This window comes from Aquimarina aquimarini (assembly GCF_900299535.1).
Lineage (GTDB): Bacteria > Bacteroidota > Bacteroidia > Flavobacteriales > Flavobacteriaceae > Aquimarina > Aquimarina aquimarini.
Window position 1 is genome coordinate 91,051 of sequence record NZ_OMKE01000012.1, and the last position, 21,596, is coordinate 112,646.

Annotated in this window: 20 protein-coding genes; 16 read left to right on the plus strand and 4 right to left on the minus strand. The window is 31.5% G+C overall.

Going from position 1 to position 21,596, the window contains the following annotated elements:
- The first annotated feature begins 5 nt into the window (after window positions 1-5).
- From DG508_RS07435 to DG508_RS07445, 3 genes are all read left to right on the plus strand, one after another.
- Window positions 6-2,885 carry an FAD-dependent oxidoreductase gene (locus DG508_RS07435; protein ID WP_108867538.1) on the plus strand — a complete coding sequence of 960 codons (2,880 nt, stop codon included), beginning with the start codon at window positions 6-8 and terminating at the stop codon, window positions 2,883-2,885.
- A gap of 478 nt (window positions 2,886-3,363) precedes the next feature.
- On the plus strand, window positions 3,364-4,347 hold the full coding sequence (locus DG508_RS07440; protein ID WP_108867539.1) for a helix-turn-helix domain-containing protein: 984 nt from the start codon (window positions 3,364-3,366) through the stop codon (window positions 4,345-4,347).
- A gap of 198 nt (window positions 4,348-4,545) precedes the next feature.
- Entirely contained in the window at window positions 4,546-4,884 is a 339-nt protein-coding gene (locus DG508_RS07445) for a cupin domain-containing protein (RefSeq protein WP_108867540.1), read from the plus strand.
- Window positions 4,885-4,936: 52 nt separating this feature from the next.
- Here DG508_RS07445 and DG508_RS07450 read toward each other — a convergent pair whose 3' ends face one another.
- A complete protein-coding gene (locus DG508_RS07450) occupies window positions 4,937-5,383 on the minus strand; it encodes a MerC domain-containing protein (RefSeq protein ID WP_108867541.1) in 447 nt (148 codons plus the stop codon).
- Window positions 5,384-5,543: 160 nt separating this feature from the next.
- On the opposite strand from DG508_RS07450, the gene DG508_RS07455 reads away from it, so the two are divergent.
- The 7 genes from DG508_RS07455 to DG508_RS07485 all read left to right on the plus strand — a co-directional run bounded on the left by DG508_RS07455 (window position 5,544) and on the right by DG508_RS07485 (window position 11,942).
- Window positions 5,544-5,924 (plus strand): Fur family transcriptional regulator, encoded by a 381-nt coding sequence (locus tag DG508_RS07455; RefSeq protein ID WP_108867542.1) that lies wholly within the window; start codon window positions 5,544-5,546, stop codon window positions 5,922-5,924.
- 65 nt (window positions 5,925-5,989) lie between these two features.
- Window positions 5,990-7,195, plus strand: coding sequence for a hypothetical protein (locus DG508_RS07460; protein ID WP_108867543.1), 1,206 nt, complete (start codon window positions 5,990-5,992; stop codon window positions 7,193-7,195).
- 254 nt (window positions 7,196-7,449) lie between these two features.
- Window positions 7,450-8,700: an outer membrane beta-barrel protein gene (locus DG508_RS07465; RefSeq protein WP_108867544.1), complete on the plus strand. Its 1,251-nt coding sequence runs from the start codon at window positions 7,450-7,452 to the stop codon at window positions 8,698-8,700.
- 236 nt (window positions 8,701-8,936) lie between these two features.
- On the plus strand, window positions 8,937-9,521 hold the full coding sequence (locus tag DG508_RS07470) for a HupE/UreJ family protein (RefSeq protein ID WP_108867545.1): 585 nt from the start codon (window positions 8,937-8,939) through the stop codon (window positions 9,519-9,521).
- Window positions 9,522-9,607: 86 nt separating this feature from the next.
- Window positions 9,608-10,039: a deoxycytidylate deaminase gene (locus tag DG508_RS07475; RefSeq protein WP_108867546.1), complete on the plus strand. Its 432-nt coding sequence runs from the start codon at window positions 9,608-9,610 to the stop codon at window positions 10,037-10,039.
- Window positions 10,039-11,622, plus strand: a complete 1,584-nt coding sequence (locus DG508_RS07480) for a S41 family peptidase (RefSeq protein WP_108867547.1) — start codon at window positions 10,039-10,041, stop codon at window positions 11,620-11,622. Before DG508_RS07475 ends, DG508_RS07480 begins: the two co-directional genes overlap by 1 nt.
- A 14-nt stretch (window positions 11,623-11,636) precedes the next feature.
- Window positions 11,637-11,942 (plus strand): hypothetical protein, encoded by a 306-nt coding sequence (locus tag DG508_RS07485; protein ID WP_108867548.1) that lies wholly within the window; start codon window positions 11,637-11,639, stop codon window positions 11,940-11,942.
- Between the two features lie 8 nt (window positions 11,943-11,950).
- Here DG508_RS07485 and DG508_RS07490 read toward each other — a convergent pair whose 3' ends face one another.
- Window positions 11,951-12,154, minus strand: coding sequence for a hypothetical protein (locus DG508_RS07490; RefSeq protein WP_108867549.1), 204 nt, complete (start codon window positions 12,152-12,154; stop codon window positions 11,951-11,953).
- Window positions 12,155-12,158: 4 nt separating this feature from the next.
- Window positions 12,159-12,740, minus strand: coding sequence for a MarC family protein (locus DG508_RS07495; RefSeq protein ID WP_108867550.1), 582 nt, complete (start codon window positions 12,738-12,740; stop codon window positions 12,159-12,161).
- Window positions 12,741-12,854: 114 nt separating this feature from the next.
- Between DG508_RS07495 and DG508_RS07500 the strand changes: the two genes are divergently transcribed.
- From DG508_RS07500 to dgt, 4 genes are all read left to right on the plus strand, one after another.
- Window positions 12,855-13,424 (plus strand): DUF3109 family protein, encoded by a 570-nt coding sequence (locus DG508_RS07500; RefSeq protein WP_108867551.1) that lies wholly within the window; start codon window positions 12,855-12,857, stop codon window positions 13,422-13,424.
- Between the two features lie 395 nt (window positions 13,425-13,819).
- The gene (locus DG508_RS07505; RefSeq protein ID WP_108867552.1) at window positions 13,820-14,797 is read left to right on the plus strand and encodes a ribonucleotide-diphosphate reductase subunit beta; all 978 of its coding nucleotides are present in this window, start codon (window positions 13,820-13,822) and stop codon (window positions 14,795-14,797) included.
- Between the two features lie 327 nt (window positions 14,798-15,124).
- Window positions 15,125-17,590, plus strand: a complete 2,466-nt coding sequence (locus DG508_RS07510; protein ID WP_108867553.1) for a ribonucleoside-diphosphate reductase subunit alpha — start codon at window positions 15,125-15,127, stop codon at window positions 17,588-17,590.
- A gap of 186 nt (window positions 17,591-17,776) precedes the next feature.
- The gene (gene dgt / locus DG508_RS07515) at window positions 17,777-19,120 is read left to right on the plus strand and encodes a dGTP triphosphohydrolase (protein ID WP_108867554.1); all 1,344 of its coding nucleotides are present in this window, start codon (window positions 17,777-17,779) and stop codon (window positions 19,118-19,120) included.
- Window positions 19,121-19,176: 56 nt separating this feature from the next.
- Here the strand turns inward: dgt and DG508_RS07520 are convergent, their stop codons facing one another.
- A complete protein-coding gene (locus DG508_RS07520; RefSeq protein ID WP_108867555.1) occupies window positions 19,177-20,046 on the minus strand; it encodes a lipocalin-like domain-containing protein in 870 nt (289 codons plus the stop codon).
- Between the two features lie 177 nt (window positions 20,047-20,223).
- Here DG508_RS07520 and DG508_RS07525 point away from each other — a divergent pair, with 177 nt between their 5' ends.
- Both DG508_RS07525 and DG508_RS07530 read left to right on the plus strand, forming a co-directional pair.
- The gene (locus DG508_RS07525) at window positions 20,224-21,057 is read left to right on the plus strand and encodes a helix-turn-helix domain-containing protein (protein WP_108867556.1); all 834 of its coding nucleotides are present in this window, start codon (window positions 20,224-20,226) and stop codon (window positions 21,055-21,057) included.
- 140 nt (window positions 21,058-21,197) lie between these two features.
- A complete protein-coding gene (locus DG508_RS07530; protein WP_108867557.1) occupies window positions 21,198-21,596 on the plus strand; it encodes a GlcG/HbpS family heme-binding protein in 399 nt (132 codons plus the stop codon).

Consider the following 21,596-nt stretch of genomic DNA (forward strand, 5'->3'; position numbering starts at 1 on the left):
ACCTTATGAGAGTTATTGTTATTGGAGCAGGCCCTATAGGTTGTTTTACAGCCTTAGAGTTTGCCAAACGCGGTATAGAAGTTACTGTCTATGAAAAATCAGTTGATAAAAGAAAAAAGACAACCCATTCAGGAAGATCTTTTAATCTAACACTATCTCATAGAGGGTTGATTAATTTAGAACCAGAGTTGGTAAGCTCACTTTATAAGAAAGGAATTCCTTTATCTCAAAGAGTAGTGCATCATGCAGATAAAACAATTTCATATCAACCTTATGGTTTAGATGAAAATCAGCATATTTTATCAATACCAAGAAAAGTAGTTACTGATTTATTTCAAGATAGAATTGAACAAAAAGGAGTCAAAATTAATTTTGCCCATGAATCAATCAAAGTAAACCCCTTAAAAGGTGAGGTAACAGTTTTGTCTGCTGATGGGATAAAAAACTTAAAAGCTGATCTTATTGTTGGATGTGATGGTTCAAATAGTATTGTACGCAATGAGATATCTAAAATGGGAAGCGGAACAATGTACATCAACCAAAAACCTGCATCTCATGGCTATGTTGAGTTAAATATGCCTATGACGCAAAATGATAATTATGCGTTGTTAGACACGGTGACCGATAAAGAGAATGAAGAGAGTAGATTGCATGGTTTACATATTTGGCCTCGTGATAATTTTATTCTTTTGGCACAACCTAATATCGATAAGACATATACAACAACATTGTTTATGCCTATGGAATCCAAAGATAAAAGTGAGCCTTCTTTTGAAAACCTTACTACAAAAAAAGAGGTAGAAGAATTGTTTGCTACATTTTTTCCAGACGCATTACAGTATTTGCCAGGGCTTTGTAATGATTTTTTTAGAAATAAGATTTCCAGATTAAAAACTATAAAATGTGCTCCTTATCATTATGGAAAAAGTATTTTGTTTGGAGACTCGGCGCATACTATGGTGCCTTTTTATGGTCAAGGGATAAATTGTGGTTTTGAGGATGTAGGGCAATTTTTTAAGTTGTTTGATATGCATTATACAATGCATGATTTTGAATCTATTTTACCTAATGTGCTTAAAAGTTATTCAAAAGACCGCCATCATAATTGTAATGCAATCAATAATTTATCAGAGTTAAATCTTCAAGAATTGTCGAAACATATTGAGGATAAAGATATCCTTATGAGACGTCAAATTGAACAGAAATTGCATAAATATCATCCTGATAAATTTATACCACTTTATCATTCTGTAGCTTTTACAGATATCCCTTACAAAGTTGTAGTAGAACGTTATAAGGTGCATAGCGAGTTATTAGATCAGGTATGCCAATCCTATGATGTTAATACGCAGCAAGAAAACATTGTGAGATCGTATATCAAAAAGTATGAAGCACAAAATGATAGTATTAATTTACCGCTAGAAGATTCACTTAGTTTGATACAAACCAGTATCGATCATCTATTTGATTATTTTAAAGAATTAGAACAAAAAGAACACCCTGCTTCGTATGTTTATGATTCTGATGATACCTCAAAATATATAAAAGGTAAACAAGCAAGTATTAATCTTAGAGAGTATTACCCTCCGGAAAAAGGGACAGATTTTCGTTTGGTATTAAACGAAATATTTAATAGTGTCATAAAGAATGGGACCGTACATACCCACCCGGGTTTTATGGCGCATGTACCTTCCGGAGGTTTATTTCAATCTGCAGTAGGCGAATTTATTACTCGTGCACTTAATCGTTTTATCGGAGTTTGGATAGCTTCTCCAGGGTTGGTGCAGATAGAGACCAATGTTATTCATTGGTTTTGTGATATTGTAGGATATGATTCAAAGGCTTTTGGATACCTTACTACAAGCGGTTCTTTGTCTAATTTTATGGGCTTATTATGTGCAAAAAATCAAATAGATAACGGTAGTGTAGATAAGTATATAGTATATACTTCATCGCAGAGTCATTTTTGTATAAAAAAGATGGCAAAAATGATGAGTCTAGTAGAGGGGCAAGTAAGAACTGTAAATGTAGATGATAATTTATCTATGGATGTAGATCATCTTATGGAGTTGATTGTAGCAGATAAAAAACAAGGGCTTATCCCGATGTGTGTTGTTGCAACAGCTGGTACTACCAACACTGGGGCAGTAGATGATATAAAAAAAATTCATAAATATTGCCAAGAACAAAACATTTGGTTACATGTTGATGCGTGCTTAGGAGGTTTTTTTGCAATTACAGAAAGAGGAAAACAATTATTAAAAGGAATAGAATTAGCAGATTCTATTGCCGTAGATGCTCATAAATCACTCTTCTTACCTCATGGTACTGCTGGACTATTAATTAAAGATAAACAGAAATTACGAGAGACTTTTGAGATACCTAATTCTAGTTATATGCCTGGATTCTCTCAAGAAGAAGAAATGGTTGATTTTTGTAATTATGGCCCAGAATTATCAAGAGAAACAAGAGGCTTGTCTGCTTGGTTGCCAATAAAAATGCATGGAATTGAAGGTTTTAGAAAATGCCTTGATGAAAAGCTAAATTTAGCGGCGATTCTTTCAAAAAGCTTAAAAAATATACCACAATTAGAAGTTGTGGAGTATAACACTTGCCTTCCTATTGTTATTTTTAAAATGAAACACTTTGAAGATGTAAATGAAGATGAGTTAAATCGTACTCTTTGTGAAAATATCTGTGCTCAAGGAAATATATATATAACACTAACAGAATTGCCTGCTATTGGTGTCGTCAACAGAATTTGTGTTTTACATAGCAAAACAGACAGATGTGTAGTAGAGCAATGTATAAAAGATATTGAAATAGCTGTAGATCTTTTATCTACTAAAATAGAAAACAATAGCCGTAGTTGTGCAGTTGTTTGATAATAGTATTAATTAAATTAGAGGGGACTGGGTTAGTTTTTTAATCCAATTGGAAGTAGAGATATTATTCTGTTATAAGAATATGTTTCTGCTTCCTTGTCATAATTGAATATATCTAAATAGATTGATGTTTTTTAGATGATTTTATATTTAACCTGTGAAGTTACTAGCTTTGCAGGCTTTTTTTATAAAATTAAATAATGATGCTTCAAGCGTAAGAGAAAACTTTTGCAGAAAATTTTAATTCTTTTTTTTAAATTAAGAGTTTTATTTTTTTCTCAAAAAAAAGAATTAAAGCTTCTTTTTTTGATGAATTGGATTGAATAATAATAAAAAGTATAGTTTTAAAAAGTATTTGTACAAGTAGTATAAAAATGATGGCAATGTACTTGTACGAATTTACTTTTAATAGGTATATTTGAAATAACTGAACCATGTATACACAAACCACAATCTTACGTATAAAACGCAATAATAGATGGGGTTAAAATTGTATTTAAAAGATGTAGAAGACATCATGTCTGAGTTTGGTGAAAATCAATATGATGTTGACAGTGTAGGAGTAGAAGAGTTTAGTGTGTCTTACTGTTATAATTCGATAAAAGGGTGGTTTAAAGAAATTTCATTAGATAGTTTTAAAATAAGTTATGGTAATAACCAGTTATTTGATAAAACAACCATTTTTTTTGAATATGATCAAGAAACAGTAGAAATGCATTTTACGCTTCAGGGAGAGTCATTTACATCTATTAATGCATTGCCGTACGATTATTCAGTTAATAGTAATATGCATAATATATTTTATTGCAATGATATAAAAGGAAAAGTAGATTGGAATTCAAAAAACATGCACTTTTTTGAGATAAATCTCTCTCCAGATTTTTTTAAAAAATACCTCCCAGACGACCATTTATTTTGTAAGTTCAAAAAAATAATAGAAAATAAAAGAATAGGTTTTTTAAACCAAAGCTGCTACCCCATTACACCTCAAATGTATTTTGTTATCAATGAGATTATTAATTGCCCATGGAAAAATGGGTATAGAAAAATGTTTCTTGAAGCAAAAGTATTAGAGTTGCTGTTATTTCAAATGGATCAAATACGAGAATATGATTTAAAATCTACTACAGGTAAGATTTCTAAAACAGTCATCGAAAAAATGCATCATGCCAAAGATATAATCTTGAGTAAATTGGGGTGTCCTATGAGTCTTTCGGATTTAGCTAGAGAAATAAACACAAATGAATGTACCTTAAAAAAAGAGTTTAAAAGTGTATTTGGAACAACCGTTTTTGGGTATATCCGAGATGTTAAAATGGAGGAAGCTAAAAATATATTGATTAGTCAGAAATTATCAGTTAACGAAGTATCAGATATAGTAGGGTATAAAAATCCACAACATTTCTCAACGGCTTTCAAACGTAAATTTGGGATTAATCCAAGTGGATTAATAAAAAAATAAAGATCTCTGATAAGTTTTTATCAAATTAATTTCTCTATACATAGTTTTAGAAAAATAAATTTTTGTTATACCTCCTTTTTTCAGAAACAATTAGTAAATCTATAGGTTCTGGATATATAGTTTCTATGATCTAAATCATAAAAAAAGAAGAAGATTCCTCTGTACTTTTGGATAGACTAATTTGGTAAAAATAAAATTATGAAAAAAGTATCTATACTGAAAGACCTAGAATACAAACTAGCCAAACCTAATGTGCAAATACTATTAGAAACAGAGAGTTCTAAGGAGATAAGAATAGCTATAAAAAAAGGGCAAATAATGAAGGAACATCAAACACCTTTCCCAATTATTGTTGAAATTTTTGAGGGAGAGATAGACTTTGGAGTACAAAGAACAGTCCATAATCTCACAAAAGGAGATCTGGTAGCATTAGAAGGGGGAGTTCCTCATGATTTAGAGGCAAAAGAAAATAGCATTATACGATTAACAATTTCAAAATCTGATACACTTAAAAGAGTAAAAGAAGTAGCTAGCTGATAATCTTTGAAAAGGTCTAAAATAAAAAAAATGATGTGTAGTTCTATTTTAGCTATAGTAAAGATTTGATAGTGCAATTTTTAAACCTTTTTATAAATCTCCAGTTGTAATAGTGACTAGTAATTAATAATCCTGTTGCTGAAAAGTGCATTATTTTTTCTACTAGATGGTTTTCTATAATAAAGCCTATAGCAAAAAAAGCTAATACTAATAGATAAATATAAAAAGGTAAAGATTTGTGATGATATTTTTTGTACCCGTTGTAAATCGCAACAAAAGCAATTAATAGACTAGCTCCAACTAGAATTAGTTCATGTAATTCATTAGAAAGAAAAGGTAGTCCTATTACAGGAAAAAGGGTTATTAGTACAGGTAAAAGTATGCAGTGTAATATGCATAAGAAAGATGCTGAGATCCCTATAATATCCCAGTTTATGCGTATGGTTTTGTAAGTCATAAATATATGATATTGATCTGTGATATTCTGTTTTTTTATCATAGTTGTTTGGTGTAAATGATTGTACTTTAATAATGTCAGGACGCTATAGATATAAAAGAAGAGTGGCTGGCAATTTTTTTGTACATTTCATTAGTGTAATATATTATTGCAACTATATTGCAATAATACAAAAAAATGTAATTTTATTACTTGCTGAACGATGAAAAAAACAAGAAATACACAAAAACAAGATTTTGTACTTGATATTTTAGCAAAATCAGAACACACAATGTCGGCTGATGCCATATTAGAAGCAATGCCAATAAAGATCAATAAAACGACAGTGTATAGGATATTGGATCGTTTTGCAGAAAAAGGCAAGGTGCATTATGTAACAGGTGAAAATGGTAAGGCGTATTATGCATTATGTAGTGATTGCGATGTAGAACATGATTTTCATAATCATATTCATTTCCAATGTAAAACCTGTGAGAAGGTTACCTGTCTATCTTATGAAATCAAGGTTCCAGAGTTAAAAAACTTTGAAGTTCAGGAAACTCAATTTCTTATGATTGGAGTCTGTGATAAATGTAAATCTTAATTTTTTTTATCAAAAATGATAAAACTGTAAAGGAGATGCAGATCTTCTAAGTTAATCTTATAGAAATGATAAACCTAAAACGGGACACTAATATATCGATAGCTTTTTTTTTATTGGCAGCAATGTTAGGAGTTTTTTTAAGGTTTTTGTATGTGTTTGATATTTCAGTAAATTATAAATACATTGTGCATGCACATTCTCATATAGCACTATTAGGGTGGGTGTATGTTGCAATAATAACAATATTTTATAGGTTATATTTAGATCAATGTGGTGCTGAGAAATATTATCGAATTATTTTTTGGTGTACACAAGTCACTTTGGTAGGAATGTTACTTAGTTTTCCGTTTCAAGGATATGCATTGTTCTCAATAATTTTTTCTACACTCTTTCTTTTTACTTCTTACTGGTATGTCTGGTTTTTTATCAAAAATATCCCTAGTAGTTATAAAACCACAAAATCATATAAGTGTATAAAAACTGCATTATGGTATATGGTTGTTTCAAGTGTTGGCCCATGGGCATTAGGAGCTATAATGAATACATTGGGGGCAGGTTCTGTATGGTATAAATTGGCGATATATTTTTACTTGCATTTTCAATATAATGGGTGGATGATTCTTGCTCTTTTTGGGGCGATGTTTTATGTTTTAGAAAAACAAAATCTAAAAATTTCTAATAAGAACTTTAATAGGTTTTTTATAGGAATCAATATAAGTATTGTTTTAACCTTTTTTCTTTCGATATTATGGACAGAACCGTCAGGTTTTTATTATTTCTTGGCAGGTATAGGTTGTCTTTTTCAAGTGTTGGCCTTTATCCTATTTATTAAAATTATGTTAGATTCAGGTTTAATTGCCAACAAAATTCTTTCAAAATTACAATTACAAATTATTCAGACAGTGGTAGTATTGATGACAGTTAAGATTGTCTTGCAATTACTTTCTTCCATTCCATATTTTGCAAATTTAGCGACTACCATTTTAGATTTTACAATAGGCTATTTGCATTGGACATTTTTGGGAGTAATAAGTGTTGGCTTATTTTTCTTTTTAGAATACTTTAGTTTGATTAAGATTCCCAAAAAAGGATATTATATCTATATGCTGGGATTTGTGCTTACAGAACTTTTTATTTTTTATAAAGGAATGATAGTTTGGCTGGATTTATCTTTCTTTTTAGAATATTTTCTTCTTCTTTCGATTGCTAGTGTAATAATCTTCATAGGAATTTTATATTGTTTTTTGTTTAATATAAAATGGTGTAAGTAGTTATTCTAAACGTATAGTTTAATACGCACTTAAAAATTGCATGCTATGTAATAATAAGGCATTAGAAGATTTATCTTTTTTAATGCCATTTTTTTCATGACAAAATAAACTTATTTTTTTATTTCAGTTTCAAAAAAGAAAACTCTTATGTGGTAATATTGCAATGTAAAAAGAGCTGATGTTTTTTGTTTTATAGAAAAGATGTCATCTGTTTTTTTGTTAATCATGTAAAAATCAACTTTAAAATTATTTAAATGAAAAAATTATCGTTTATAATTCTATCTATACTATTAAGCAATATTACAAATGCACAAATTAGATTTGAATCAGGGTATTTTATTGATAATAATGGAGAAAAAACAGAGTGTTTGATTAAAAATATTGATTGGAATGATAACCCCAATAAATTTGAATATAAATTAACAGATAATGCGCAATCAAAAATAGGTAGAATAGGCAATATTCGAGAATTTGCTGTTGCTGATCTTAAATATATACGAAGTGAAGTAGATATAGACAGGTCAAGTAAAGACCTAAACTTATTAAGTACCAGTAAAAATCCAATATTTCAAAAAGAAGTATTGTTCTTAAAGTATTTGATAGAAGGCGACGCAACATTATACCTATATGAGCAAGGCAATCTAAGAAGATATTTTTATAGTGTAGGGAGTGATGGTAATATTCAGCAATTGATTCATAAAAAATACATGCTTACAAAGCAAGTTGTAAATGGAGTAGAAAAAGAAGGGTATAATAAAATAGCAGAAAATAATAGATACCGACAACAGTTATGGATTGACATGAGGTGTGGTGATATCACAGAAAAAAGTGTTCTGAGAACTGATTATAATGAGAGTAGCCTAGTTAAGTATTTTACCAAGTATAATATGTGTGTAGATCCAACCTCTATAAAAATCAAGAAAAAAGAAGAGAGAGACTTATTTAATCTTAATTTAAGACCTGGAGTTAATTTCTCATCACTTTCGTTACGGGATTCGTATACTAATTATTACCAAAAGAGTGGTTTTGATGATAAAACAGATATTAGATTAGGTATAGAAGCAGAGTATATTTTGCCATTCAATAAAAACAAATGGTCAATATTTGTAGAGCCAACATATCAATCATATACATCTAGTATATCAGATGAGAGAACTACTTTTCTTGGACGAACAACAAGAGTAATCGATGTAGATTATGAGTCTATAGAATTTCCAATCGGTTTAAGACACTATATGTTTTTGAGTGATAAATCTAAGTTGTTTATTAATGCTGCCTTTGTATTAGATTTTGAATTGAATATTGAATATACTTTGAATATTAGTGATGATCCGACGCCAGAAAATGTTGATGATATAAAAACAGGAACAAATGTAGCCCTAGGTTTCGGGTATAAATACAATGATCGATTTAGTGTTGAGGCACGTTATGGAACAAATCGTAAAATAGGACAAATTTTTGATTACCAGTCTTATTCTCTGATTTTAGGATATTCTTTATTTTAATAAAAACATGTTTTAAACACAGTTAAGTAGCGGTTTTATTGTTGTAAGTTCTTTATGTAGAGATTCTTGTGTGTTTATTAAAGAATAAACCTCAGTAAGTTATTGTTTGCTGAGGTTTGTTGTTTTACAGTTTTTCGCTTTTTTAATCTCTTAAATTTTTGATAAGAATTTTTTGAGTATTTCTTCGTTGTTGTATTTAATTGTACATTAGTCGCAATACCTCAAAATGTAAAATTATGTCAGAATTTTGGCTTTATACAAAGCTAGGTTTTGGTCATGTGCTGGATTGGAGCGCTTATGATCACATCCTTTTTTTAATTGTTCTCACAGTTGGATATACCTTTGATAATTGGAAACGAATATTGGTATTAGTAACCTTATTTACAGTAGGACATACCATGTCCTTAGTTTTAGCTGTATATGGTGTAGTGTCAGTAAATTCTAGATTGGTGGAGTTTTTGATTCCTGTAACTATTTTTATTGCTGGATTATATAATGTGTTTACAGCAAAAAAGACAGGGAAAAATGATAAAATAGCCATATTGTATGGAGTAACTATCTTTTTTGGATTGATTCACGGCTTAGGATTTTCTAGTTATTTTAAAGTAATTAGTAGTAATGTAAGTTCGAAGATTCTTCCATTAATAGAATTTGCTCTAGGAGTAGAAGCTGCACAAATAGTAGTGGTGTTATTACTACTTATAATTAGCTTTATATTTCAAACTCTTTTTAGATTTTCAAAACAAGATTGGGTACTTGTTATTTCTTCAGTAGTGATAGGAATGGTAATACCAATGCTTATTGCAAATAAAATTTGGTGAATAAGTCTTAATTAAGGTTGTATTTGCCACATCGTAATAATATATTCGTACTTTGATTATTGTCAATACGCTAGTCATTTTATTTTATGTCAAAAAAAAAACAGCTTAAGTACGATAAAGCTTACCTCAGGATAGCAAATGAATGGGGGAAATTATCTCATTGTGAGAGGAAAAAAGTTGGTGCGGTTATTGTGAAAGATAGAATGATTATTTCTGATGGTTTCAATGGTACGCCTACAGGATTTGAGAACCCTTGTGAAGATGAAGAAGGGTATACAAAATGGTATGTGTTGCATGCAGAGGCAAATGCGATTTCTAAAGTCGCTTCATCTACACAATCGTGTAAAGGAGCAACACTATATATCACATTATCCCCATGTAAAGAATGTAGTAAGTTGATTCATCAGGCAGGAATAAAGCGTATAGTATATCAAGTAGGGTATAAAGATGACTCTGGATTACAATTTCTTGCAAAAGCAGGAGTAGAAATAGAACAGATTACGGATTTAGAAGAATAATGGGATATTCAAAAAAATATTTGCCTTTTTTTTTAGGGCTGGCTTTAGGAGCTGGAGTGTTTTTAGGGAGTAAATTGAACTTTAGTAATCCTTCTGCAAAGCTATTCTCGTATAACCCAAAAAAAGAAAAGCTGAATAGGCTTATTGATTATATTGATTATGAATATGTAGACGAAATCAATACCGATAGTATAGTTGAGGTTACAGTAAATAGAATCTTAGAAAATCTAGATCCTCATTCTATATATATACCATCAGAGGAACTTGAGGGGATTACAGAAAGTATGCAAGGAGATTTTATTGGTATTGGAGTAAGTTATTATCCATATCGAGATACAATATCTGTAATAAATACCATAAAAGGAGGGCCTAGTGAAAAATCAGGAATCAAAGCAGGCGATAGAATCCTGATGGCGAATAAAGATACACTGTATGGAGAACGTTTAGTGAGAGATGGTCTGGCAAATAAGTTAAAAGGAGAATTAAATAGTCAAGTTCAACTTAGGGTATATAGAAAAGGAACAGGAGTATTTGATGTAATGGTAAAAAGAGGGCGTGTGCCTTTACAAAGTGTGGATGCTGCCTATGTGTTGGATGATAAATTAGGATATATCAAAATTAATCGTTTTGCAGAAACTACTTATAAAGAATTTAAGACAGCAATAGATAAATTGCTGGATAAAGGTGTTCAAAGTGTAGTAATAGACCTCAGAGATAACGGAGGAGGATTCATTGCGCCAGCTTTAAAAATGGCAGATGAATTTCTTAAAGATGATGTGTTGATAATGTTTACCAAAAACAAAAAAGGAGCAATAGAGAATAATTATGCAACCGATAAAGGGAGTTTTGAAAAAGGAAAAGTTTATGTCCTAATTAATGAGAATTCGGCATCTGCCAGTGAGATTTTTGCAGGAGCAATTCAAGATAATGATAGAGGAATTATTGTAGGTCGACGCTCTTATGGAAAAGGCCTTGTGCAAAGAGAAATGGCATTAGGAGATGGGAGTGCAGTTCGATTAACAATTTCAAGATACTATACTCCAACAGGACGTTCGATTCAAAAACCATATGGCAATGGTAACAAAGAATATTTCAATGAATATTTAGAAAGATATAAAAATGGAGAGCTACAAAATGCAGATAGTATTCAGGTGGCAGATTCATTGAAATTTAAGACTCCAGGAGGTAAAATTCTTTATGGAGGAGGGGGGATTATTCCTGATATTTTTGTAAGTAAGGACACTACACGAGTTGGTGAAACATTGAATTATATGTTGCGATCAGGTCGCATGGGAGGATATGTGTTTGAAGAGTTAGATAAAAATAGAGTGTTTTATAATGACCTGTCAGAAGAAGAATTTGATGAAAAAGTAATTGTAGATGATACTTTTGCAGAAGGATTTTTAAACTACTTGCGTGAAAGAGGCGTAGAAATCGAACTAGAAAACTATAAAGATCAATTAAAAAAATACCTAAAAGCTACTATGGCACAACAGTTATTTGGGACAGGAATATTTGAGCGAATTATAAACAGAGATGATATAATGATTAATAAAGTGGTGTCACTTTCTAAAGAAGAATAAATTAGACTTTTAATATGTCAGAATTTGAAGAATACTTATTGGCAATAGCTATTTGTTCCCCGCTTTTTTTCTTTATCATAGCAGTTGCTTTTAGGCTGTTGGATAATAGTGCTTCTATTTTTTTAAAACATGATATCCTTGTTGATACCTCATATGTTTCGGGAGATATAATACGGGAGCATATAGATAACTCTAAAGATATAGAGCTCAGGAAATCCTTAAGAACCGCTCTTATATTTAGGAAGTTACATAATTTGTTTATGATCCTGATGGTGATTTCGATTCCACCAGTAATTATCGCTTGTTTTTTCGTTTTTTAATTAAAATTCTATTTACGGCGTTTACTTTTTTCTTGAATATTTTTAGAAACAAGTAGAATAGACATTAGCAAAACTGCACAAGCAGAAGAAAAAATCCCAATAAGAGCAGTTTTGTTATCATCACTCCATAGATTGTCAAAATCTAGATGTGTACTGTTGTAAATTAATAAACCTATTGCAATGGTAATTAATGTGTAGATAAAATATTTCATTGATTTAAATAGTTGTTAAAAGCTCTTTTATATTAGCTGTAAATAATTTGACAGCAATAGCAAGCAAAATTACTCCAAAAATCTTTCGTATCACATTAATTCCTTGCTTACCTAGAACTTTTTCTATTTTACCAGAAGATTTTAAAACAATGTATACAAAGATAATATTGATAATTATGGCAATTATTATATTAACAGTGTGGTACTCTGCTCGTAAAGAAAGAATAGATGTCATTGTACCAGCACCAGCAATAAGAGGAAATGCAAGAGGGACTACTGCAGCAGTTTCTGGAGCATCATCTTTATATAGTTGAATACCCAATATCATTTCGATTGCCAGAAAGAAAATAATAAAAGCACCAGCTACAGCAAAAGAATTGACATCGATCCCGATAAGATTTAAAATTTCTTTCCCAACAAATAAGAAAAGAATCATCAGAATACCCGCAACAATCGAAGCTTTTTCACTTTGTACGTGTCCTACTTTTTTACGAAGATCTAAAATAATAGGAATACTGCCTACGATATCTATTACTGCAAATAGTACCATACTAGCGGTCAATATCTCCTTAATGTCAAAGTTCATAATAAAATAATTTCAAAAATTTGCACAAATATAAATAGACTTTATCAGATAAAGATATTATAAAAAGGTGAATAAATTGTAAAAAAGATGTTGTATAAAAAGTATCTTAGCCCCATGTTTCAATTAGGAAAAACCATAGTATCAGAAGATATCATAGAGAAAGATTTTTTATGTAACCTCTCTGCGTGCAAAGGAGCATGCTGTATAGATGGAGAAGCAGGAGCGCCTCTAGAAGAATCAGAAACGCAAAAACTTAAAGAAATATATCCGATAATTAAACCTTATTTAAGAAAAGAAGGAATAGATGTTATTGAGAAGTATGGAACATATATAGAGACAAGCGACGGGGAGTTAGAAACCCCTCTTATTGATGATGCAGATTGTGCATATGTAATTTTTGATGAAAAAGGAACTGCTATTTGTGCTATAGAAGAAGCATATAACCAAGGAGATGTCGATTGGAAAAAACCTGTTTCTTGTCACTTATATCCAATAAGGGTTCAAGAATATACTGAGTTTGCTGCCGTAAACTACCATAAATGGGAAATTTGTGATGATGCCTGTGCATTGGGAAAAGAATTGCAAGTACCAATCTATAAATTTGTAAAAGAAGCGCTGGTTAGAAAATTTGGAGAAGATTGGTATATGGAATTAGAAAATGTAGCAGGAAAATTGCAAAAATAACTCGTATTATATCCTTCAAAACTCAAAACATTAAATTTTTCACACCCTTTTTCTGTTAAAAAAACAAGGTTTTTTAGCTACGGTTTAACCGTAAAAACCCGAATTTTCATCACTTTGTTTTTTTAACAAAAAAACGCGGTTAACAAGTGAAAAATAAGTGGTTTCGGGATAAGTTCTTCATATTATTTGTGTTTTTTTAAAAACATATAACTTTTTGATAATGAGTAGTTTGAGTTCTTTTTTGTAAAAAATCATTTTTGTTTCAAAATAACTCCGTGTTGAAAACTTTGTTGAAAACGTTTATTAACTTTTGGTAGAAGTTTTGAGTGATTTCTTGATCTTTGTAATACCCTATTAGAAATAAAAATTCTCAAGAAAACAGCAAAAAAAATAAGATGAGTGTCGTAGAGCCAATTTTGCAAGAAAATAAAGAACGATTTGTAATTTTTCCAATCCAACATCATGATATTTGGGAGTGGTATAAAAAATCTGAAGCTAGTTTTTGGACAGCAGAAGAAATTGATTTACACCAAGACATTACAGATTGGGCTACTAAGCTTAATGATGATGAGAGGTATTTTATAAAACATATTTTAGCATTTTTTGCAGCGTCTGATGGAATCGTAAATGAAAACCTAGCAGAGAATTTTGTGAATGAAGTACAATATAGTGAAGCCAAGTTTTTCTATGGTTTTCAAATTATGATGGAAAACATTCACTCAGAGACGTATTCGTTATTGATAGATACGTATGTAAAAGATGAAAAAGAAAAAGGTCTATTGTTTAATGCGATAGATAATTTTCCTGCAATCAAGAAAAAGGCAGACTGGGCATTGAAATGGATTGAATCTGATTCTTTTGCTGAGCGCCTAATAGCTTTTGCTGCAGTAGAAGGAATCTTTTTCTCAGGGGCATTTTGTTCTATATTCTGGTTAAAGAAACGTGGATTGATGCCTGGGCTTACATTTTCTAATGAGTTAATATCTAGAGATGAAGGAGTACATTGTGATTTTGCTGTTCATATCCATAATAAGCATTTGGTAAACAAAGTATCAAAAGATAGAATTCGTGAGATTATTGTAGATGCGTTGAATATTGAGAGAGAATTTATTACAGAATCACTGCCAGTAAGTTTGATAGGAATGAATGCAAACCTAATGACACAATATCTTGAATTTGTTACAGATAGATTATTGATGGAATTAGAATGTGAAAAAGAATATGGAACTGCTAATCCGTTTGATTTTATGGATATGATCTCATTGCAAGGAAAAACAAACTTCTTTGAAAAGAGAGTTTCAGAATACCAAAAAGCAGGAGTGCTTAATAAAGATACCGAAGAAAATAAAATAAGTTTTGATGCTGATTTTTAATTATTGTAAAATTCTCTAAATGCTTTTGAGAATACGATAAATAAAAAAAACAGGCCAAACAATAATATATTCATTCTGAGCTAGTCAAGAACAATTCTTCTGTTTTATACAGGTTAGCTCAGTTTGATATAGCTTTACAAAAGGGGCGAGTCATAGTTATATTTACTTGTAGAATTACTCTCATTTTTAAAATGCAGAGTTGTTTAACAACATCTTATTTTAACTAAATAAGAAGTATACTGTTGGCTCCAAAAAATAAAAAAAAGAAGAACACAAATTTAACATCAACTTCTTCGGGAGAAGAAAATTTAAAAACCAAAAAGACATATGTATGTAGTAAAAAGAGATGGTCGTAAAGAGCCGATTATGTTTGACAAGATTACCGCTAGGGTAAGAAAATTATGTTATGGACTTAACTCACTAGTTGACCCAGTAAAAGTGGCAATGCGAGTGATAGAGGGGTTGTATGATGGAGTAACCACAAGTGAGTTAGATAATCTGGCTGCAGAAATAGCTGCAACTATGACGATAACACATCCCGATTATGCAAAGCTTGCGGCTCGTATCTCTGTTTCTAACTTGCATAAAAATACCAAGAAAAGTTTTTCTGAGGTAGTCACAGATCTCTATGAGTATGTGAATCCAAGAACAGGTAAAAAAGCACCCCTTATAGCAGATGATGTTTATGAGGTGATTGTGGCAAATAAAGAAAAATTAGACTCAACAATCATTTATAATCGTGATTTTGGATATGATTATTTTGGCTTTAAAACATTAGAACGCTCTTACTTATTGAAAATTAATGGTAAGATAGCAGAACGCCCACAGCATATGTTAATGAGAGTATCTATAGGAATCCACCTTAATGATTTGGATGCTGCTATAGAGACTTATGAATTAATGTCTAAAAAGTACTTTACACACGCTACACCAACATTATTCAATTCAGGAACTCCAAAACCGCAAATGTCATCTTGTTTCTTATTGACAATGCAAGATGATAGTATTGATGGGATATATGATACGTTAAAACAAACTGCCAAAATATCACAATCTGCAGGAGGAATAGGGTTGTCTGTTCATAATATACGAGCTACAGGATCCTATATAGCAGGAACTAATGGGACTTCTAATGGGATTGTGCCAATGCTTAGAGTGTATAACGATACCGCGCGTTATGTAGATCAAGGAGGAGGAAAACGAAAAGGATCATTTGCTGTTTATATAGAGCCATGGCATGCAGATATTTTTGACTTTTTGGATCTAAAAAAGAACCATGGTAAAGAAGAAATGCGAGCACGTGATTTGTTCTATGCAATGTGGATTCCAGATTTATTCATGAAGCGTGTGCAAGATAATGCTGAGTGGACATTGATGTGCCCAAATGAGTGCCCAGGATTATTTGATATACATAGTGAAGAATTTGAGGAAGCCTATCTTCGTTTTGAAGCAGAAGGAAAAGGAAGAAGAACAATCAAAGCAAGAGAACTTTGGGAAAAAATTCTTGAATCTCAAATAGAAACAGGAACCCCATATATGTTGTATAAAGATGCGGCAAACCGTAAATCTAATCAACAAAACCTAGGGACAATCAGATCGTCTAATCTGTGTACAGAAATATTAGAATATACGAGTCCTGATGAGATTGCAGTATGTAACCTTGCTTCTATTGCATTGCCAATGTTTGTAAAGGATGGAGAGTTTGATCATAAGGAACTTTATAAAATTACTAAACAAGTTACCAAGAACCTAAATAGGGTAATTGATCGTAATTATTATCCTGTAAAAGAAGCAGAAAATTCAAATGTACGTCACAGACCAATAGGGCTAGGAGTGCAGGGATTAGCAGATGCGTTTATTCAATTGCGTTTACCGTTTACCAGTGATGAAGCCAAAAAATTAAATCAGGAAATATTTGAAACCTTATACTTTGCCGCAGTAACAGCATCTATGGAAGAGGCTGAAAAAGATGGTCCATACCAAAGCTATCAAGGGTCTCCAATATCTAAAGGAGAGTTTCAGTATAACTTATGGGGTATAAAAGATGAAGAGTTAAGCGGTCGTTGGGATTGGGATAAGTTGCGTAAACAAGTACTTAAAAATGGAGTGCGTAACTCGTTATTAGTAGCACCTATGCCTACAGCATCTACTTCTCAGATATTAGGAAATAATGAAGCATTTGAGCCATACACAAGTAATATTTATACAAGAAGAGTATTATCTGGAGAGTTTATTGTAGTAAATAAGCACTTACTAGAAGATCTTGTGAAATTAGGATTGTGGAATGAAGAGCTTAAGAATGCGATCATGCGTGCAAATGGATCTATACAAAATATAGATATCATACCACAAGATTTAAAAGAACTGTATAGAACCGTGTGGGAAATGAGTATGAAAGACATTATTGATATGTCTCGCCATAGAGGATACTTTATTGATCAGTCGCAGTCGCTTAACCTGTTTATGGAAGGGGCAACAATGGCAAAATTAACATCAATGCACTTCTATGCATGGAAAAGCGGATTAAAAACAGGAATGTATTACCTGAGAACAAAATCTGCAGTAGATGCAATTAAGTTTACATTGAAGAAAGAGCAAAATGAATCTCCGCAACCAGAAAAAGTTGCAGTAGCTGCAGCACAGGTGATGGAGGCGCAAGCAGCAAAAGTAGAACCAAAACAAGAAGTTGTTCCTTCTACAGAAGAAGAAGCGCTTACTCCAGAAGAGCTTCGTGCAATTATAGCACAATCAAAAGAAGCAGAAGGAGATGATTGTTTGATGTGTGGGTCATAAATGATCCTATTAATATAGAGTAAAAGGGGAGTTTTCTAAAAAGATGCTCCCCTTTTTTGTTATTTTTGACAAAACTTATTAGGGCAATGTACGTATTGAATTACTGATGATAGTTTTTGTTTACGTATACTAGCGCTTGTCAAGAAATTTGTATAAAAAACAGCAGTATTTTTTAGTAAAACTATGATGAATTGGGAACAACTTCTGTCGTTAAAAAGACAAGGAGATAAGAATAAAAGATTACGTAAAGAACAAGACGAAACGAGGTTAGGTTTTGAGGTAGATTATGATCGAATTATTTTCTCTTCGGCTTTTAGAAGTTTGCAAGATAAAACGCAAGTAATACCACTATCAAAGACCAGCTTTGTGCATACACGTTTAACTCATAGTTTAGAAGTATCCGTGGTAGGGCGATCTCTGGGAAGGGTAGTAGGTAAAAAAATACTAGAGAAACATCCCCATTTAAATGCTGTTCACGGGTATCAGTTTAATGATTTTGGTGCTATAGTCGCCGCCGCCGCATTGTCTCATGATATTGGTAATCCTCCTTTTGGGCATTCGGGAGAAAAAGCAATAGGAGAGTATTTCAAAACAGGAAGCGGACGTAGGTACAAAGAAGTTCTTGCGCCAAAACAATATCAGGACTTGATTGATTTTGAAGGGAATGCTAATGGGTTTAAAATCCTTACAGAATCTCGTGAAGGAATACAAGGAGGGCTTCGGCTATCGTATGCTACTTTAGGAGCTTTTATGAAATATCCCAAAGAATCATTACCCAAAAAACCAACATCACATATAGCTCATAAGAAATTTGGATACTTTCAGAATGAAACCTCTTTTTTTAATGAAGTAGCACAAGATGTTGGATTGTTAAAACAAGAAATAGAAGGAGAAATTACCTACAGCCGTCATCCTTTGACATTTTTGGTAGAAGCTGCAGATGATATCTGTTATACCATTATAGACTTCGAAGATGGAATTAATCTAGGGCTCATAGAAGAAGAGTATGCTTTAGAATATCTAATCAAATTAGTAAAAGATACAATCAATACTTCAAAATACAATAATTTGGTAACCACTGCAGATAGGTTGAGTTACCTTAGGTCGTTAGCAATTAACACCCTGATACAAGAAGCAGCAGCCGTATTTTTAGCTAACGAAGAAGAAATATTAGCAGGAGAATTTGATATTGCCTTGATAGATAAGAGCAAATACGAGGCTCAGATCAATGATATTATCAAGATAAGTGTTGATAAGATATATCAAAGCCAAGAGGTGACAGAAAAAGAGATAGCAGGGTATGAAATTCTTGCAACACTGTTAGATCGATATTGTGTAGCGACCGATAATTTTAATCAAGGGCAAAGTTCAAATTATGACAAACTTATTTTAAGAGCAGAAGGAAACAATTTTGATTATAAAAATGAAGATATTTATACTAGGCTTATAGGGATTAGTAATTATGTAGCTAGTTTGACTGATGGTAATGCATTGCTGAAATATCAGAAAATTCGTGGATTACGAGTGTAAAAAAGTACTTGAAAACGACTTCAAGTACTTTTTTATACCAGTTTAAAGAGAATGATTTATATCTTTTTATAAGTTTCTATGGTTTCATGGAATGTATTTGGCGTCGATTCATGAGTGTATGAAGTTTTTAATACAGTTTCTGTAAGTTCCAATATTTTTTCGGGATCTTCATTTGCATCAGTAGAAGTTTCTTTAAAGTAAATGTTGTTGTCTACCAATTCCCAAAAAAGACTTCCTGTAGATTCGATACAACCTTTAGGTTGATCAGGTTGTGTGAGATAAGGATCAGACCAGTTAACAACACCATTACTTAAATATACTCTTGAATATTTAAGTTCGCATTCGTTAAGTGAATTTTCTTTTCCATCGGTAATAGATTTGGTTAATTGCCATTTTCCTATAAGGTTAGATTCTTTTGGGTTTACAACAGTACTGGGTTCAATATCAGGTTTTCCAATATAGGTGAAGGTTTCAATGTAAACTGATGTTTTCTCATTGCCTTGATCATCTTTATATGTTTCTCTAGACTCAGTTTTTAATACTGTTTTTGTTAGCTCTATTATTGTATATAAATCTTCAGCATTTCTTCTATCACCTGTTAAGATAAAAGTCGAGAATTTGTTGTTTGATAACTCCCAAGTGTAATCTGTACTTTGATGAGGAGTGCATTCTCCGTTGATTTCAGAATTTCCAATAAATATAGCTAGCTTACTTCCATCTTCTTTAATTGAGAATTGTGAAATATCTTTTTTGTCACATGGATTTAAGGTTATTTGTTTCCCGTCCTCTTCGATTTTGGTTAGTTGCCATTTTCCGATAAGATTTTTTTCTGTAATTTCTATTGTTTCAGGTGTTTGATCATCATCTTTTGAGCAAGAAATAAAAATTGTTGCGATAAGTAGGATAAATAGGTTTAGTTTTTTCATAATATAATCTGTAATTGTTTTTTAATGTATTCTTGTTAGATGATGTATGTCATAACAAGGTGAAATGTTACCTAACAATTTTAGAAATTTTTATGAATTAGATTCTTGTTGTTTTGTAGTAAGAAGTATAAAAGATTTACTAGTTTAGATTCAGAATTTTTGTAAGTACACAGTTATATGTCAATAGATACTATACCAGAGTTGTATATAGGTGATCATCTACTTAAACCAGATCTCTTTGTGTATGATTTTAAAATGACTGAAGATGTTATTAAGACCAAGGTCAATTTAAATATGCATATGTTTAGTTTTTTGCAAAAAGGAAAGAAGCAAGTGCATTTTGCAAACACTTCTATTCTGGTGGATAACAAACAATCCTTACTTATAAAAAAAGGAAATTGTCTATGGACAGAATTATTGGATACAGAAGATGTTTATTATTGTAGACTGCTTTTCTTTTCAGAATATCGATTAAAAGAATTTGTAAGTAATCACATAGAGAATAAAGAGAGACAAGAAGAAAGGCCTTCTTGTTTTGTAATAGAAAATGATACCTACCTAAATTCGTATTTAAATTCCCTCTCTACTATAATGGATGCGCCTCCTGAGTTTATGAATAATCTATTGTCTGTAAAGTTTGAGGAGTTGATGTTGTATTTAATTCACAAATATGGTAGTGCTTTTGAAGCATATCTATTGTCTTTGACAACACAAGAAATATCATCATTTAGAAAGATAGTAGAAAAACATACATATTCTCAGCTTACATTAGAAGAAATTGCCTTTCTGTGTAATATGAGTCTTTCTACATTTAAACGTCATTTTACGAAGGAGTACAGCACAAGTCCAGGAAAATGGTTTAGAGATAAACGATTATCAAAAGCCAAAGAATTGTTAGAAAATAGTAATTTAAAATCCTCAGACATTTATTTAGATGTAGGATATCATAATCTCTCTAACTTTAGTAGTGCATTTAAAGCTAAATTTGGAATTAGCCCTTCTGAGGTATAGCCTTTTCTGTTGTATGTGAAATTTTGCGTACTTGTAAAATGAGCTTTTTTCATAACCTATTGAGCTTTTTGGGTAAGTATTTCATTTAGAAACCATCCTATATTTGTACCATAATTATAAATAACAATTAAATATATAGTATGAATATTATATTAGAACAAGCAGAAAAAATTATAGAAGCAGCAAAAATTAAGTCTGTAGAATTAGATACCAAAATGAATATCGCAATCGTTGATGCAGGAGCAAACTTAGTAGCTTTTGCCCGTATGGATGGTGCTTGGTTAGGTTCTTTAGATATTGCTATCAAGAAAGCAAAAACAGCACGTTTTTTTGATATGAATACAGGAATAATAGGGGAGTTGTCTCAACCAGGAGGTTCACTTTATAATATAGAACATTCTAATGGAGGGTTGATTACTTTTCCTGGAGGTGTTCCAATAAAAGATGACCAAGGAAATGTTATTGGAGCAATTGGAGTGAGTGGAAGTACTGTAGAGAATGATCATGCTGTAGCCGAAGCGGGTGCGAATGCAGTATAA